12 protein-coding genes are annotated in these 15,229 nt (G+C 69.8%); 3 read left to right on the top strand and 9 right to left on the bottom strand.

The features are described 5' to 3' along the window. Window positions 1-25: 25 nt before the first annotated feature. A complete protein-coding gene (locus LX16_RS24225; RefSeq protein ID WP_147143947.1) occupies window positions 26-436 on the bottom strand; it encodes a YciI family protein in 411 nt (136 codons plus the stop codon). Window positions 437-551: 115 nt separating this feature from the next. After that, on the bottom strand, window positions 552-1,778 hold the full coding sequence (locus LX16_RS24220) for an MFS transporter (protein ID WP_147143944.1): 1,227 nt from the start codon (window positions 1,776-1,778) through the stop codon (window positions 552-554). A 221-nt stretch (window positions 1,779-1,999) separates the two neighbouring features. Between LX16_RS24220 and LX16_RS24215 the strand changes: the two genes are divergently transcribed. The 3 genes from LX16_RS24215 to LX16_RS24205 are packed head-to-tail and all read left to right on the top strand — an operon-like array spanning window position 2,000 to window position 4,820. Further along, window positions 2,000-3,070: a FecCD family ABC transporter permease gene (locus LX16_RS24215; RefSeq protein WP_147143940.1), complete on the top strand. Its 1,071-nt coding sequence runs from the start codon at window positions 2,000-2,002 to the stop codon at window positions 3,068-3,070. Then, window positions 3,067-3,831, top strand: a complete 765-nt coding sequence (locus tag LX16_RS24210) for an ABC transporter ATP-binding protein (RefSeq protein ID WP_147143937.1) — start codon at window positions 3,067-3,069, stop codon at window positions 3,829-3,831. Before LX16_RS24215 ends, LX16_RS24210 begins: the two co-directional genes overlap by 4 nt. A gap of 8 nt (window positions 3,832-3,839) precedes the next feature. Beyond that, window positions 3,840-4,820: an ABC transporter substrate-binding protein gene (locus tag LX16_RS24205; RefSeq protein ID WP_147143934.1), complete on the top strand. Its 981-nt coding sequence runs from the start codon at window positions 3,840-3,842 to the stop codon at window positions 4,818-4,820. 202 nt (window positions 4,821-5,022) lie between these two features. Here LX16_RS24205 and LX16_RS24200 read toward each other — a convergent pair whose 3' ends face one another. The 7 genes from LX16_RS24200 to LX16_RS24170 all read right to left on the bottom strand — a co-directional run bounded on the left by LX16_RS24200 (window position 5,023) and on the right by LX16_RS24170 (window position 15,176). Further along, window positions 5,023-6,504, bottom strand: a complete 1,482-nt coding sequence (locus LX16_RS24200) for an ABC transporter substrate-binding protein (protein WP_147143931.1) — start codon at window positions 6,502-6,504, stop codon at window positions 5,023-5,025. Window positions 6,505-6,530: 26 nt separating this feature from the next. After that, window positions 6,531-8,039, bottom strand: coding sequence for an ABC transporter substrate-binding protein (locus LX16_RS24195; RefSeq protein ID WP_147143927.1), 1,509 nt, complete (start codon window positions 8,037-8,039; stop codon window positions 6,531-6,533). Between the two features lie 209 nt (window positions 8,040-8,248). After that, window positions 8,249-9,124, bottom strand: a complete 876-nt coding sequence (locus LX16_RS24190) for an ATP-binding cassette domain-containing protein (RefSeq protein WP_147143924.1) — start codon at window positions 9,122-9,124, stop codon at window positions 8,249-8,251. Beyond that, window positions 9,121-10,887 carry a dipeptide/oligopeptide/nickel ABC transporter permease/ATP-binding protein gene (locus LX16_RS24185; RefSeq protein ID WP_147143922.1) on the bottom strand — a complete coding sequence of 589 codons (1,767 nt, stop codon included), beginning with the start codon at window positions 10,885-10,887 and terminating at the stop codon, window positions 9,121-9,123. The genes LX16_RS24190 and LX16_RS24185 overlap by 4 nt, the downstream gene beginning before the upstream one ends. Next, complete coding sequence (locus LX16_RS24180; RefSeq protein ID WP_147143919.1) at window positions 10,877-11,860, bottom strand: ABC transporter permease; 984 nt, start codon at window positions 11,858-11,860, stop codon at window positions 10,877-10,879. Before LX16_RS24180 ends, LX16_RS24185 begins: the two co-directional genes overlap by 11 nt. A 39-nt stretch (window positions 11,861-11,899) precedes the next feature. Continuing rightward, window positions 11,900-13,396: an ABC transporter substrate-binding protein gene (locus tag LX16_RS24175; protein WP_158645721.1), complete on the bottom strand. Its 1,497-nt coding sequence runs from the start codon at window positions 13,394-13,396 to the stop codon at window positions 11,900-11,902. An 82-nt stretch (window positions 13,397-13,478) separates the two neighbouring features. Next, window positions 13,479-15,176, bottom strand: a complete 1,698-nt coding sequence (locus LX16_RS24170) for an ABC transporter family substrate-binding protein (protein WP_147143913.1) — start codon at window positions 15,174-15,176, stop codon at window positions 13,479-13,481. Window positions 15,177-15,229: the final 53 nt, after the last annotated feature.

The raw sequence follows: 15,229 nt of genomic DNA, 5'->3' as shown, positions 1-15,229 counted from the left end.
CGCTCTCACCTCCGAGGGGCTGTCGTCATTCGACGACCGGCGGTCCTCCGTGGAACGGCCGGACCTCGATCCACTCGTGCAGCGGCTTCCCGCCCTGGCCGGGGGCCGAGGACAGGTACGCGGCGGCCTCGTGGGCCCGCTCCTTGGAGTCGACGTCGATGATCATCCATCCGGCGATGAGGTCCTTGGTCTCGGCGAAGGGTCCGTCGGTGACCGGTGGCCTGCCCTCGCCGCCGTAGCGCACGAACTCGCCTTCGGGGGCGAGGGCCTGGGCGTCGACGAACTCGCCGCGTTCGCGCAGGTCGTCGGCGACCCGGTTCATGAAGTCGATGTGCGCGGTGATCTCCTCCGGTGTCCACTGTTCCATGGACGCCTCGGCGTTGGGGTGCGGTCGCGGTCCGCCCCGGTAGTGCTTGAGCAACAGGTACTTGGCCATGGTGTCATCCTCCGTCTCGGGCGGCGGGTTCCGCCGCCGACACCCCGGTGACGGAGCCGGGCCGGGTTTCTCGACATCCGCGGTGAGGATTTCTGCGGAATTCCGCTCCGGGCGGTCACGGGACCCTGTCGGCGGGTGTCGCGGCCGTGCGGGGTGTGGCGAGGTGGCGGGCTCCGGGGGCGAGGGAGGCCAGCAGCGGACCGGCGAGGCAGCACACCGCGCAACCGATCAGCACCGGTACCAGTCCCCACGCCGCCATCGCGGGCGCGAGCAGCGCCAGGCCGACCGGGGCGAGCCCGTACGACAGCAGGAAGTCCAGTGAGGACACCCGCGCGAGCTTGTCGGGTGCGACCTCCCGTTGCGTGGCGGTGAACCACGGGACGTTGAACAGTTCGATACCGAGTCCGGCCACCAGGTACGCGGTGACGACGGGCCACTCCCACGGTGAGGTCGCGAGGCTCAGGGGTGCGAGCGCGTAGCAGGCGAGCCCGGTCAACGCGGCCCTGCCCGCCCGGCGCGGGCGCCACCGGCTCAACAGCACCGCACCGGCCACCGCTCCCAGGGTGTAGGCGGTGGTGGCCGCCGTCAGCAGCGCCTCACCGCCGAAGGTGTCGCGGCTGACCATGGGGAGTCCGATGGCGGTCACCGAGTAGCCGGTCGTGGTGACCATCGCCAGCGCTCCGAGTCCGGCGAGGAACCACGGGTGGCGGCGGGCCTCGGCGAGGCCGGCGACGAAGTCGGCCACGATGCCGGGGCGGTGCGCGGGGACCGCCGGACGTGTCCGCGCGCCGCGTGGCGGGACGACCGCGGCGAGGAACCACAGCACTCCGGTGGCGAGGATGAGGCCGGGCACCTCCCACCACCGGGAGGCCAGGACGGTCAGGGCGGGCGCGGCCAGCACGGTGACCCGGACGGCCAGGGTGATCGCCGCGTTCGCCGGCTGTCTGGCCTTCTCCGGTACGACTTCGGCCACGAGCGCCTGGAACGCGGGACGGCACGCGCCCTGGCCGATGCCGGTGACGGCGGCGGCGGCGAGCACCAGGGAGGGGTGTACGGCCAGGCCGATCGTCATGACCGGGGCGGCGACCGCGGCGGTGAGTCCGGCGACGGCGACGACGCCGCGCCGGGAGTACCGGTCGGCGAGGATTCCGGCGACGGGTACCGCGATGAGGAAGCCGACGGTCCGGGCGGCGAGGACGACGCCGAGGAAGCCGGCGGTGAGGTCGCCGGTGAGCAGGCCGAGTCCGAGCACGAAGGGCAGTGCCCAGGTGGCGAGCCCGGACGCGGTGGTGCCGACCCACAGCCGCAGGAAGGCCGGGTCACGCCACGGGTTGTCCGGCATGCCGCTCCTTTGTTGAAAACGATTCCCGAGTTCGATAACCTCGGGACCCTAACCGGGCCCGGACGACGTGCGGCAGGCACCCCCGGAACCGATGGCGGCCAACACATGCCGACTTCTGCATGTCGAGTGTCGCGCGTTGAGAGACACGTCTCATCCGCTTGCCGGGATCGCAGATGACCGATTTAATCGGCAACGGTTTTCATTTGCGATAAGGACTCCACATGACCACCCCACCCCGGACCCGACGCCTGGACCGCCCAGGTGCCGTCACCACGGCCACCGTCGTCCTGACGGTGGCGCTGTGCGGATCGGCGATCCTGGCAATCGGCAGCGGCGGCGCGGAACTGGCACCGCTGGACACCGCGCGGTACCTGTTCGCCGGAATCACCGGCGGCCGGATCACCCCCGACGAGATCACCGACTACCAGATCATCTGGCAGATCAGGACACCCCGGGTCCTGCTCGCCGCGGTCGTCGGCGCCGGACTCGCCGTCACGGGTGTGGCGGTGCAGGCCCTGGTCCGCAACGCCCTCGCCGACCCCTACGTCCTCGGGATCTCCTCCGGAGCCGCCTCCGGCGCCGCCACCGTCACCGTGCTCGGTGGACTGCCGATGCTCGCCGGACACGGCCCCACCGTCGGCGGCTTCGCGGGCGCGATGTTCGCCGGTGCGCTCGTGTACCTGCTCGCCAGGTCCGGGGGCGGACTCACCTCGCTGCGGCTGGTGCTGGTCGGCGTCGTACTGTCCTTCGGTTTCCAGGCGGTGATGAGCGTCGTCGTCTACCTGATGCCCTCGGGAGAGTCCACCGCGACGGTCCTGTTCTGGCTGATGGGCGGATTCGGTGGCGCGGTGTGGACGGAGTTGCCCGCCGTGGCGGCGATCGTGGTCGCCGGAATCGCCGTCCTCGCCGCCAATCACCGCCGCCTGGACGTGCTGAGCCTCGGCGACGAGGCCGCCGCCGGACTCGGTGTCGACGCCGGGCGGCTCCGCAACCTGGTCTTCGCGCTCACGGCCGTCATGACCGGTGCGATGGTCGCGGTCAGCGGCGCGATCGGGTTCGCCGGGCTGATACTCCCGCACCTGATCCGGATGGTCTTCGGTGCCTCGCACGGCCGGGTCCTCACCGTCGCACCGGTCGTCGGCGCCCTGTTCATGGTCTGGGTCGATCTCGCCGCCCGCACCTGGTTCGCGCCACGGGAACTGCCACTGGGCGTCATCACCGCGCTGGTGGGCGTCCCGGTCTTCATCGCGCTGCTGCGCCGCCGCGCCTACCTGTTCGGAGGACACCGATGACACTGCGGATCGACGGCGTGTCCGTCGCGTTGGGTGGCCGCACGGTCGTCGACGCGGTGGACCTCGAGGTGGCCGACGGGCAGGTGGTGGGACTGGTGGGCCCCAACGGTTCCGGCAAGTCCACCGTCCTGCGGTGCGTCTACCGGGCGCTGCGGCCCGACTCGGGTGGGATCCGGGTGGACGGAACCGACCTGGCAACCGTCTCGGTGGCACACAGTGCCCGGATCATCGCCGCACTGACCCAGGACAACCGGTCCGAACTGGACTTCACGGTCGCGGAGATGGTGGCGCTGGGCCGGTCACCGCACCGGCCTCGTGGCGCACTGACCGACGAGGACAGGCGGATCTGCCGGGAGGCCATGGAGGCCATGGACGTCGCCGGCCTGGCCGAGCGGGGCGTACTCGGCCTCTCCGGTGGCGAACGGCAACGGGTCCTGGTCGCCCGGGCGCTCGCGCAACGCCCCCAGCTGCTCGTCCTCGACGAACCCACCAACCACCTCGACCTGCGTCACCAACTCGGCCTGCTGAAACTGCTGCGCCGCACCGGACTCGCCGTCCTGACCGTGCTCCACGACCTGAACCTGGCCGCCGGGGCCTGCGACGTGGTCGCGGTCCTGTCGGGCGGGCGGATCGTCGCCACCGGTACCCCCGCCGAGGTGTTGACCCCCGGCCTGATCCGGGAGGTCTTCGGTGTCGAGGCGACGGTCGTCGCCCACCCGGACACCGGAGTCCCACAACTGCTGTACTCACTCACCCCCTAAGGAATCCCATGCCGACGTCCCCAATCCACCGGGTGGCCGCGTCCGCGGTCGTCCTCGTCACGGTCTCCGCGTGCGGCGCGCAGGTCGACACCGCCGACGACACCACCGTGACCGTCGCGCGGTGCGGCGAGGAGGTCGAATACCGCGTACCCGAACGGGCGGTCGCGTACGAGGGCGGCAGCGCGGACAAGCTGTTCGCGCTCGGTCTCGCCGACCACGTCCACGGGTACGTCATGCCGCCCGCCAACCCGCCGGTCACCGAGTCCCCCTGGGCGGACGACTACGCCGCCGTCGAGTTCCTCGGAGACGACCTCCTCAACCGGGAACTCGTCGTGGACGCCCGCGCCGACCTGGTCGTCGCCGGTTGGCAGTCCGGATTCAGCGACGAACGCGGCATCACACCCGAGATCCTCGACGGCCTGGGAATCCAGAGCTTCATGCACACCGAGTCCTGCTACAACTACCCCGGCTTCCCGGAGCGGATGCGTCCCATGGAGGCGCTGTACGCCGACCTCGAACGGCTGGGACGGATCTTCCGGGTCGAGGACACCGCCACCGCGCTGATCGACTCGCTGCGAGACCGGGTCACCGCCGCCACCGCCGACGTGGCCGACGAGGACCGGGTGCCGGTGTTCCTGTACGACTCCGGGACCGACCAGGCGTTCACCGCCGGGAACCAGGTGCCGCCCGACGAGATCATCGAACTCGCGGGCGGGCGCAACATCTTCCACGACCTCGACGAACGGTGGACCCAGGTCGGTTGGGAGGCGGTCGTGGACGCGCAACCGGAGGTCATCGTCATCCTGGACTACGGTGATCAGTCCGCACAGGACAAGATCGACTTCCTGAAGACCTTCCCGGCCACGTCCGGCCTGCCGGCCGTCGTCGAGGACGACTTCTTCGTCCTGGACTACAACGAGGGGATCAGCGGCCCGAGGAACGTCACCGGGCTGGAGCGGTTCGCCGACTACCTGGCGGAACGGGGCTGACGGCGATCCGGCTCCGTCCCCCGAGGGGTCGGAGCCGGATCGTCGGGGCGTCCTCGGCGGCGCGTCGCCGGGCCGGGGGCGGATCCGGCCCGGGGACGCCGACCGACGGCGATCGCCCCTCCCGGGCCGGCCGTGTCGGCCACCCGGGTCGTTCACGCCCGGCGGGCCGCTTCCGCGGAGGCGGCCCGCCGAGACCGGCCGGTCACGCCGTCGGGCGCACCCGGCCCCAGTGCCACCACGGCACCGACCAGCCGAGCTGGTCGGAGAACCCGAAGTGGTTCGTGGTGCGCGGGAAGTACATCCCGTACCAGAACAGCGGCACCCACTCGGTGTCGCGCGCCCAGATCTCCTGGAGGCGCTTGTAGTGCTCACCGCGTTCGGCCAGCGTCGTGGCGCGCCGCGCCGCCTCGTAGGCGGCGTCGACGTCGGGGTTGCGGTGCCCGGCCATGTTGTTCTTGCCGGTGCTGGAGTACTTGGTGCGGGTGATCTCCGGGTCCGGCGCCATCGAACCGCCCACGATGATCAGGTCGAAGTCGTGGTCCCGGCGGACGGTCGCCGACCAGTCCACCGAGGACAGGCCGTCGAAGGTGACGTCGAATCCGAGCCGGTCGAGGGCGTCGGAGAGGATCTGCGCCAACGGCCGGTGACCGTGGAACGTGTCCATGTAGTACATGCGCAGCGCGCCACGCCGGCCCGAGGCGTCCCGGGTCACGCCGGCCTCCTCCAGCAGCGCCTCGGCCTTGCCGAGGTCGTGGGCGGGTGCCTTGGCGTCGGGGTTGAAGGCCCACTCGGTGGAGCCGAGCAGGTAGTGGTCCCAGGCGTAGGAGACGCCCGGGTCGGCCAGCGCCTCGATCGGGGCGCGGTCGATCGCGTGCGCGACGGCGCGGCGGACCCGCTCGTCCTGCCACAGTGGCCGGGAGTGGTTGAAGTCCAGCAGCGCCATGCCGGGGCCCTCGAAGGTCACCAGTTCGGCGTGGGTGGCGCCGTCCAACAGGTGGAGGCGGTCCTTGGTGATGGTGTCCTGCGGGACGACGTGCGCCTCGCCTCGGGCGACCATTCGGACGCACTCGTCACGGTCGGGCACGATCTTCAGGATCAACCGGTCGATCTGCGCCTGCGGCCCCCAGTGGTTCTTCACCGCCTCCATGACGACCTTGTCACCGGGGATCCAGTCGACGAGCCGGAACGGGCCGCTGCCGACCGGCTTGAGGTTGTGCGGGTTGGTGGACCAGTCGGTGCCCTCGTACAGATGTGCCGGGAGGATGTGCGCGAAGATGAAGTTGCCCAACAGGACCAGGAACCCGGAGTTCGGTGTGGACAGATGGTAGTCGACGGTGTGCCGGTCGACCTCCACGATCCGTTCCACGTCGTCCAGGAACATGGACCCGGTGTAGCCCATCTCCTTCGCGTGCGTGTGCGTGTACGCGACGTCGTGGGCGGTCAACGGCGTGCCGTCCTGCCAACGCGCGGCCTGGTTGAGGTGGAACCGCCACCGCCGCGCCCCGTCCAGGCACTCCCAGTGCGTGGCGAGGTCGGCGTGCGGATTGATGTCGTACCACTCGTTCAACACCACGCGGTTGTAGATGTTGTTGCACGCCATGTACCCGGCGCTTCCGGTGGTGTTGCGGTACACGTCGTTGAACTCGACGGCGTCGACGGGCGTCGCCACGATCAGTTCTCGCATCGGATCATCACTTTCGGTCGGGGATACTACTGCTGAGGAGAGGCGGCGTCGGCGGCCACCGGACGGATCCGGCCCCAGTGCCACCAGGGGATGGAGTAGCCGAGTTGGTCGGCCCAGCCGAAGAAGCGGGTGCTGCGGGGGTAGTACGTGCCGTACCAGAACAGCGGCACCCACTCGGTGTCGCGCGCCCAGATCTCCTGGAGCCGCTTGTAGTGCTCACCGCGTTCGGCGAGGCCGGTGGCGGCGCGCGCGGCGGCGTAGGCGGCGTCGACGTCGGGATTGCGGTGCCCGGCCATGTTGTTCCTGCCGCCGCTGGAGTACTTGGTGCGGGTGATCTCGGGGTCGGGCGCCATGGCGCCGCCGACGACGATGAGGTCGAAGTCACCGTCGGTACGGACCCGTCGCGCCCAGTCCACGGAGGAGAGGCCCTCGAAGGTCACGTCGAAACCGAGCCGCCCCAACGACTCCGACACGATCCGCGCCAGCGGAAGGTGACCGTGGAACGTGTCCATGTAGTACAGTCGCAGCGCGGCCCGCGTCCCGTCGCCGTCCCGGCGGAGGCCGGCCTCGTCGAGCAGTTCCTCGGCTCTGGCGAGGTCGTGTCCGGGTGCCTTCGCGTCGGGGTTGAACGCCCACTCGGTCGAGGCGAGCAGGTAGTGCGGCCACGCCTGCGACACCCCGGGGTCGCCCAGTTCCTCGATGGCGGAGCGGTCGATCGCGTGCGCGACGGCGCGGCGGACCCGCGCGTCCTGCCACAGTGGCCGGGACTGGTTGAAGTCCAGCAACGCCATGCCGGGGCCGCGGCGGGTGAGGACCTCCGCGTCCACCGCGTCGTCCATGAGCGACAACCGATCGCGGGTCAGAGTGTCCTGGGTGACGATGTGCGCCTCGCCGCGGGCGACCATCCGGACGCACTCGTCACGGTCGGGCACGATCTTCAGGATCAAGCGGTCGATCTGTGGGCGCGGCCCCCAGTGGTCCTTGACCGCCTCCATCACGACCCGGTCGCCCGGCACCCAGTCCACCAACCGGAACGGGCCGGAACCCACCGGTTTCAGGTTGTGCGGGTTGGTGGACCAGTCGGTGCCCTCGTACAGGTGCGCCGGGAGGATGTGCGCGAAGATGAAGTTCCCCAGCATGAGTAGGAAACCCGAGTTCGGCGCGGACAGTCGATAGTCCACGGTGTACCGGTCGACCTCGACGATCTCCTCGACGTCACCGAGGAACATCCCACCCGTGTAGCCCATCTCCTTGGCGTGGCGGTGGGTGTAGGCGACGTCGTGCGCGGTCAGCGGTGTGCCGTCCTGCCAGCGCGCGGCCTGGTTGAGGTGGAACCGCCACCGCCGCGCCCCGTCCAGGCACTCCCAGTGGGTCGCCAGGTCGGCGTGCGGGTTGATGTCGTACCACTCGTTGAGCACGACCCGGTTGTAGATGTTGTTGCACGCCAGGTATCCGGCGCTTCCGGTGGTGTTGCGGTAGACGTCGTTGAACTCGACGGCGTCGTGGGGGGTGGCCACCACGAAATCGATGGTCATCACAGACCTTTCCGACACCGGGAGGTGTCATCGGGGTTGGAGGCCGTCTTCGGGCCTCGTTCGTCGCGAGCGGTGTTCCGGTCGAGTGCGTTCGCGAGGCGGAGGGGGCGATGTTCTGGGAAGGTCCGTGCGTACCGGGTGGTACGTCGGGGCCTCCGCCGGCGCCGCGAGGCGCCGACCGGGCGACGCGCGGCGGAACAGTCGGCCTCTCAAAGCAGATTGCCGTGCGGGCAGGGCTCCGGGCGGTCGTCCTCGGTCGGCCACAGCGGCCGCAGGAACGGCGGCTTCGCCCGTTCGATACGGGGGTCGGGCACCGGGACGGCCGCCAGCAGCGCCCGGGTGTAGGGGTGCGCCGGTTCGGACAGGACGCGCGATGTCGCTCCGTGCTCCACCATCTGGCCGCCGTACATCACCCCCACCTCGTGGGACAGGTCGGCGACGACCGCCAGGTCGTGCGCCACGAACAGGTAGGAGACGTCCCGCTGCTCCTGGAGTTCACGCAGCAGGGTCACGATCTCCGCCTGCACCGACACGTCCAGCGCCGAGACCGGTTCGTCCAGGACGATCAGGCGCGGTTCCAGGGCCAGTGCCCGCGCGATGGCGATGCGTTGGCGTTGCCCACCGGAGAACTCGTGCGGGAACTTCCCGGCGCTCACGCGCGGCAGCCTCACCTGGTCCAGCAGCTCCGACACCCGCGAGGCGGGGAAACGCCGCCGCTGGATCCTCGCCGGTTGGCTCAGCAGGTCCGAGACGGTCATGCGCGGGTCGAGCGAGGTGTAGGGGTCCTGGAACACCACCGAGACGTCGGCGCGGAACATGCGGCCCGCGTCGCCGCGCATGGCGGTGACGTCCCGGCCGGCGAACTCCACGGTTCCGGCCGTGGCGCGTTCCAGCCCCAGCAGGGTCCGCAGCAGCGTCGTCTTCCCGGAACCGGACTCGCCGACGATGCCGAGGGTGCGTCCCGGCGCGACCTGGACGCTCACCCCGCACAGGGCGTGGACGACCTCGTGTCCGCCCCGGCGGGCGCGGCGCGGCGGCCGGTAGTGCTTGACCAGGTCCACGGTGCGCAGCAGTGGTTCGCTCATGAGTCCTCCTCGATGTCGGCGGCGGCCGACCGGGACGCCGGGGCCAGCGCGAGGCTGGGCGCGAGTGCGAGCAGGCTGCGGGTGTACTCGTGGCGCGGCCGGTAGAAGACGGTGTCGACGTCGGCGTGTTCCACGACCTCACCGGCGCGCATCACCGCCACCTGGTCGGCGATGCCCGCCACCAGTGACAGGTCGTGGGTGATGAACAGCATCGCCGCGCCGGTGCGTTCCCTCGCCAACGCCAGTGTGGACATCACCTGGGCCTGTACGGTCACGTCCAGGGCGGTGGTCGGCTCGTCGGCGATGATCAGGTCGGGATCGTGGACCATCGCCAAGGCGATCGCGATGCGTTGCCGCATACCGCCGGACAGCTGATGCGGGTAGGAGTCCAGCAGGCGCGCCGGGTCCTTGATGGCGACACCGTCGAGCAGTGCGACGATCCGGTCGCGGTGGTCGGCGGGGAGTGGCCCCGCCAACCGCATCGAGTCCTTGAACTGGGTCGCGATCGTCAGCACCGGGTTCAGCGTGGTCGAGGGGTCCTGCAGGATCACCGCGATGCGGCGGCCCCGGTACTCGCGCCACTGTGAGAAGTTCAGGCCGGTCAACTCCCGGCCGTCGAACCTGACCGATCCGCCGCCGACCGCGTCGGGTGGCAGCAGGCCCACCACCGACAGCGCGGTCACCGACTTGCCGGATCCGGACTCGCCGACGAGCGCCAGGACCTCACCGTCGTCGATGTGCAGGTCGACGCCCTTGACGACCCGTTGGTCGCCGAAGTCGACGGTCAGGCCGCGCACGTCCAGGACGCCGCGCGGGGTGTCGTCGGGCGGGGTGTCGGCGTCGCGGCGGCGTCGCGCGGTCCGCAGCGGGTTCGCCAGCGCCGCCTTGGGGTTCGCCGCGTCGCGCAGTCCCTCACCGGCGTAGTTCACGGCCAGCACGATCACCACGATCAGCAGTCCCGGGAAGTAGAACAGCCATGGCCGGGTCAGCACGGCCGACTGCGCGTTGGAGACCAGCAGGCCCAGTGACGTGTCCGGTGGCTGGACTCCGAACCCGAGGAAGGACAGCCCGGACTCGGCGAGGATCGCGGTACCGAACAGCAGGGTCGCGGCGACGATGATGTGGTCGGCGACGTTGGGGATCAGGTGCCGCGTCATGATCTGGAGGTTCCCCGCGCCCATGACCCGCGCGGCGTCCACGAACGGCAGGCTCCGCAGGCTGAGCACGATCCCCCGCACCAGCCGCGACACCGGCGTCCACATCAGCACACCGAGGACGAGGGACAGGGCGAGCCAGTTGACGCCGCCGGTGGGGACCACCGATCCCAGGAAGGCCGCGATGGCGATGGTCGGCAGGGTCAACGTCAGGTCCACCAGGCGCATCACCGCGGCGTCGACGAATCTGCCGAAGTAGCCGGCGATCACGCCGAGGGTGACACCGATGAGGCACGCGACCACGGTGACGGTGGTGGCGATCAGCAGCGACTGCTGCAGTCCCCGCAGCGTCTGCGCGAACAGGTCCCGGCCGAGCGTGTCGGTACCCATCGGGTGGGCCGCCGACGGCGGCTGCGACAGGTCGGGGGTGATCTCGCCGTGCCCGTAGGGCCACACCAGGGGCACCACGACGGCGACGAGCGCCAGCAGCACCAGTACGGCGAGACCGGCCACGCCCAGCTTGTGCCGGCGGAACCGGCGCAGGATGACCCTGCCGCGGCCGTTGCCGCCGGTCGCGGGTTCGTCGGTGGGGACGGTGTCAGTTGCCATAACGCACCCTCGGATCCACGATCGCGTACAGCAGGTCGGCGATCAGGTTGAATACGACGACGGCGAAGGCGGCGATGAGCAGCCACGCCAGGACCGCGTTGCCGTCGCGGAGGTTGATCGATTCCAGTAGGAACCCGCCCATGCCGCGCCATTGGAAGACCGTCTCGGTGATGACCGCCCCCGACAGCAGGACCGGCAGGTCCAGGGCCACGACGGTGATGATGGGCACCAGTGCGGGGCGCACCACGTAGCTGCGCACCACCCGACCCCGCGACAGTCCCTTGAGGACCGCGAATCTCACGTGGTCGCCGGCCAGCGACTCGGCGATGGCGGTCCGCTGGTACCGGCTCCACGCCGCGAAGTGGACCAGGATGAGCACCAGCGTCGGCAGCACCAGGTGCGCCGCCGAGTCCAGTAGGAACGGCACGAACCCCTGCGGTGGTGGCACCGAGTTGGCGCCCACGGTCGCGAAGACCGACGCGCCCACCTGCTCGTTGAAGTAGATGCCCCACTGTTTGAACAGCACCGCCATCCAGAACGACGGCAGCGCCAGCATCACGAACGTCATCGGGGTCAGCACCAGGTCCGGGAAGCGGCGCTGCCGCAGTCCCGAGACCGTGCCCGCGATCAACGCCAGGATCAGGGCGATGACCACCGCGACCACGACCAGTCGCAGCGTGACACCGATACGGTCGGTGAGTTCGGCGCCGATGTCGCGGGTCGCGATCGTGGACGGCCCCAGGTCGCCCTGGAACAGTCCGCCGACCCAGTTCAGGTATCTCTCGTGCAGCGGCAGGTCCAGGCCGAGGCGTTGCTCCTCGGCCTGGATCACCGAAGGCGGCACGGGAGGCTGCCTGTCACGCAGGTCGGCCAGGGGGTCACCGGAGACGGCGATGACCACGAAGATGACGATCGAGGCGAGCAGGAGCACGCCCACCGCACTCAGCATTCTGCGCAGGATCATCCACGCCATCGGGTTCCTCCTAGGTTCTTCGTGTGAAGGAAACGCGGGTCAGGCCGCCGAACGCCCGGCGACACGCCGGATCCGGCCCCAGTGCCACCACGGAACGGAGTACGCCACCTGGTCCGACCAGCCGAAGAAGTCGGCGCTGCGCGCGAAGTAGGTGCCGTACCACAGCAGCGGCACCCACTCGTTGTCGCGCGCCCAGACGGCCTGGAGCCGCCGGTAGTGTTCGCCGCGCTCGGCCAGCGTCGTGACACCGCGCGCCGCCTCGTAGGCGGCGTCCACGTCGGGGTTGCGGTGCCCGGCGAAGTTGCCGTCGCCGCCCGAGGAGTACTTCGGTGACGTGATCTCCGGGTCGGGCGTGAGCGCGCCGCCGACGATCACCAGGTCGAAGGCGTGGTCGCGGTTGACCCTGGCCGCCCACTCCGGCGACGGCAGGCCCTCGACGGTCGTCTTGATCCCCACCGCGGCGAGCTGTTCGGCGAGCATCGCGGCCAGCGGCCGGTGCCCGTCGAAGAGCTCCATGTAGTACAGGGTGAGGGTGCGGTCGGCGAGCCGGTCGGCCACACCCGCCTCGGCGAGCAGTTCCCTCGCCCGTTCCACGTCGTGGTCGGGGGCCTTGGCGTCGGGGTTGAACGCCCACTCGGTGGAGCCGAGCAGGTAGTGCGGCCACGCCTGCGACACGCCCGGGTCGGCCAGGGTCGCGATGGCGGAACGGTCGACGGCGTGCGCCACGGCCTGCCGGACGCGCGGGTCCTGCCAGAGCCGGTCCCGGTGGTTGAAGTCCAGCAGGGCCATCCCCGGTCCGGGGTCCTTCATGACCTCGATGTTCGCGGTGGCGCCCTCCAGCAGGTGCAGCCGGTCCTTGGTGAGGGTGTCCTGCGGGAAGTAGTGCGCCTCGCCGCGGGCGACCATCCGGACGCACTCCTCGCGGTCGGGCACGATCTTCAGGATCAACCGGTCGATCTCCGGGCGTGGCCCCCAGTGGTCCTTGACCGCCTCCATGACGATCCGGTCACCGGGGATCCACTCGGCGAACCGGAACGGCCCCGACCCCACCGGGTTCAGGTTGTGCGGGTTGGTGGCCCAGTCGGTGCCCTCGAACAGGTGCGCCGGGAGGATGTGCGTGAAGATGAAGTTGCCCAGCAGCACCAGGAAACCGGAGTTGGGCGCCGACAGGTGGTAGTCGACGGTGTGGGGACCGACCTCGACGATCCGTTCCACGTCCCGCATGAAACGGCCGCCGGTGTAGCCCATCTCCTTGGCGTGCGTGTGGGTGTAGGCGACGTCGTGCGCGGTCACCGGCACGCCGTCGTGCCAGCGCGCGGCCTGGTTGAGGTGGAACCGCCACCGCGTCGCCCCGTCCAGGCACTCCCAGTGGGTCGCCAGGTCGGGGAACGCGTTGATCTCGTTCCACTCGTTGAGCACCACGCGGTTGAAGATGTTGTTGCACGCCAGGTATCCGGCGCTTCCGGTGGTGTTGCGGTAGACGTCGTTGAACTCGAGGGCGTCGTGGGGGGTGACCACGATGAATTCTTCAGTCACGGGGATCCTCGCCTTGGAAGAAGCGGATTCGAAGGGGATGGACCGGCCCGGCGGCGAGTCGGGGGCCGCCGGGCCGGGGACGTCAGGACGTGCCGGGCTCCGCCAGCAGGCCCCACTCCTCGACGTTCATGGTGGTTCCGTACTTGCTCGGGTTGATGAAGATGTTCCCGTAGGTGTTCGGGTAGACCGCCATCATCGGGGTGCCGAACAGCGGCAGGACCACGCCGTCACCGAGCAGCACCCGGTCGAGTTCGTTCATCAGCTCGATCTGCGCGGCGGGGTCGAGTTCGGAGGCGGCGGCCTCCAGCAGCGCGTCGGCCTCGGGGTTGGAGTAGCCGAAGGAGCGCGGCGCGTCGGTTCCGTACCACTGCTGCATGGACAGCGGACCGAGGTCGAGCGCGGTCCCGGTGGCCATGAGGTCGAAGTCGCCCTCCCGCAGCGCGGGGCTGTACCGGGCGCCGTCGGCGGCGTCGATGTTGATCGTGATGCCCAGTGCCAGGAGCTGCTGCTGGGCGATCTGGGCGACCTCCATCCGCAGCACGTCGGTGCCGAGAGTCAGGAAGCTCAGGTCGCGCAGCGGGGTGCCGTCGGGCTGGATCAACTGCTCGTCGGTGATGGTGTAGCCGGCGTCCTCCAGGATCCCGATGGCGCCCTCGACGTCGCCAGCGCCGATGCCCAGGTCGGTCATGTTGTCCCGGTACGCCTCCTGGCCGCCGATCTGCTGACCGGGGACGTAGACCGAGCTCTTCATCTGCGGGACGTCGGGGGCGAACTGGCCGATGGTGCGTTCCCGCATGTCACCCAGGTCGAGGGCGGTGGCGATGGCACTGCGCAGGGCGGGATCGCTCATGACGTCACCGGTGGTCTTCATGCCCAGGTGGTAGTAGGTGAGCGTGGAGCCGGTGTTGATGGTCATGTTCGGCAGCTGCCGCGCCTGGTCCATCGTGTCGACGGTGGGCGTGGCGTAGACCAGCTGCACCTCTCCGCTCTGGAGGGCGGTGAGCTGTTCACCCTGTCCGGTGATGTACCGGGTGGTGATGGTCTCCAGGTTGGGACCCTCCCCGTACCAGTTCGGGTTCGGGACCATCGTCATGGAGATGCCGTCGGTGTAGTCCTGGATGATGTAGGGCCCGCCGGAGAACTCCGGCACGTTCTTCGAGAAGCCCTCGTTGAAGCTGGTGGCCAGGTCGCCGTATCCCTCGGCGACGTGCGCCGGGAGGATGTAGTTGAACAACGCGCGCCATTCCGAGAACGGCTCGGAGTAGACCATGGTGATGGTCTTGCCGTCCTCGCTCGCCTCGATGGAGGTGATGTCGCTGTATCCCTCGGTGAAGGCGGCGAGGCATTCGGCGCACTTGGACGGGTCCTGGACGGCCTGGGTGTAGACGAAGTCGTCCACGCCGATCGGCGTGCCGTCCGACCACTGCACGCCGTCCTGGAGCACGTATTCCACGGTCATCGGGTCGGTCTCGACGACGTCGGCCTTCTCCAACAGGGCTTCGTTGATCACGACGCTGGTGTCGGGAAGGGTAAGGAACGGGTGCGGGTACAACGGCCACTGTTGTTGACGCTGGCCCGTGGTGTCGCCGTTGGCCGAGATCGGGTTCCAGTCGGTGATGGGGCTGGTGGCGGCGATGGTGATCTCGCCGCCGGCGACCACGTCCTGAGTCTCGGTCTGGTTCTGGGCGTCGTTGGACGGGCCTTGGGAGGTGCACGCCGCCGCGGTGAAGGACAATGCGGCGGCCATGGCGATATAGGAGAGACGACGAATCCGCGTCATGGTTTCCTCCGGGAGAAAAGCGAATCAGTAGGTGCGACACCGACGTCACATCC

Source organism: Stackebrandtia albiflava (assembly GCF_007994225.1).
Taxonomy (GTDB): Bacteria; Actinomycetota; Actinomycetes; order Mycobacteriales; family Micromonosporaceae; genus Stackebrandtia; species Stackebrandtia albiflava.
This window is presented reverse-complemented; position numbering and strand designations above follow the sequence as displayed.

Coding starts and splice junctions, on each gene's coding strand:
- LX16_RS24195 (WP_147143927.1), bottom strand. CDS start 8,039: ATGACCATCGATTTCGTGGTGGCCACCCCCCACGACGCCGTCGAGTTC.
- LX16_RS24170 (WP_147143913.1), bottom strand. CDS start 15,176: ATGACGCGGATTCGTCGTCTCTCCTATATCGCCATGGCCGCCGCATTG.
- LX16_RS24185 (WP_147143922.1), bottom strand. CDS start 10,887: ATGGCAACTGACACCGTCCCCACCGACGAACCCGCGACCGGCGGCAAC.
- LX16_RS24180 (WP_147143919.1), bottom strand. CDS start 11,860: ATGGCGTGGATGATCCTGCGCAGAATGCTGAGTGCGGTGGGCGTGCTC.
- LX16_RS24210 (WP_147143937.1), top strand. CDS start 3,067: ATGACACTGCGGATCGACGGCGTGTCCGTCGCGTTGGGTGGCCGCACG.
- LX16_RS24205 (WP_147143934.1), top strand. CDS start 3,840: ATGCCGACGTCCCCAATCCACCGGGTGGCCGCGTCCGCGGTCGTCCTC.
- LX16_RS24215 (WP_147143940.1), top strand. CDS start 2,000: ATGACCACCCCACCCCGGACCCGACGCCTGGACCGCCCAGGTGCCGTC.
- LX16_RS24220 (WP_147143944.1), bottom strand. CDS start 1,778: ATGCCGGACAACCCGTGGCGTGACCCGGCCTTCCTGCGGCTGTGGGTC.
- LX16_RS24225 (WP_147143947.1), bottom strand. CDS start 436: ATGGCCAAGTACCTGTTGCTCAAGCACTACCGGGGCGGACCGCGACCG.
- LX16_RS24200 (WP_147143931.1), bottom strand. CDS start 6,504: ATGCGAGAACTGATCGTGGCGACGCCCGTCGACGCCGTCGAGTTCAAC.
- LX16_RS24190 (WP_147143924.1), bottom strand. CDS start 9,124: ATGAGCGAACCACTGCTGCGCACCGTGGACCTGGTCAAGCACTACCGG.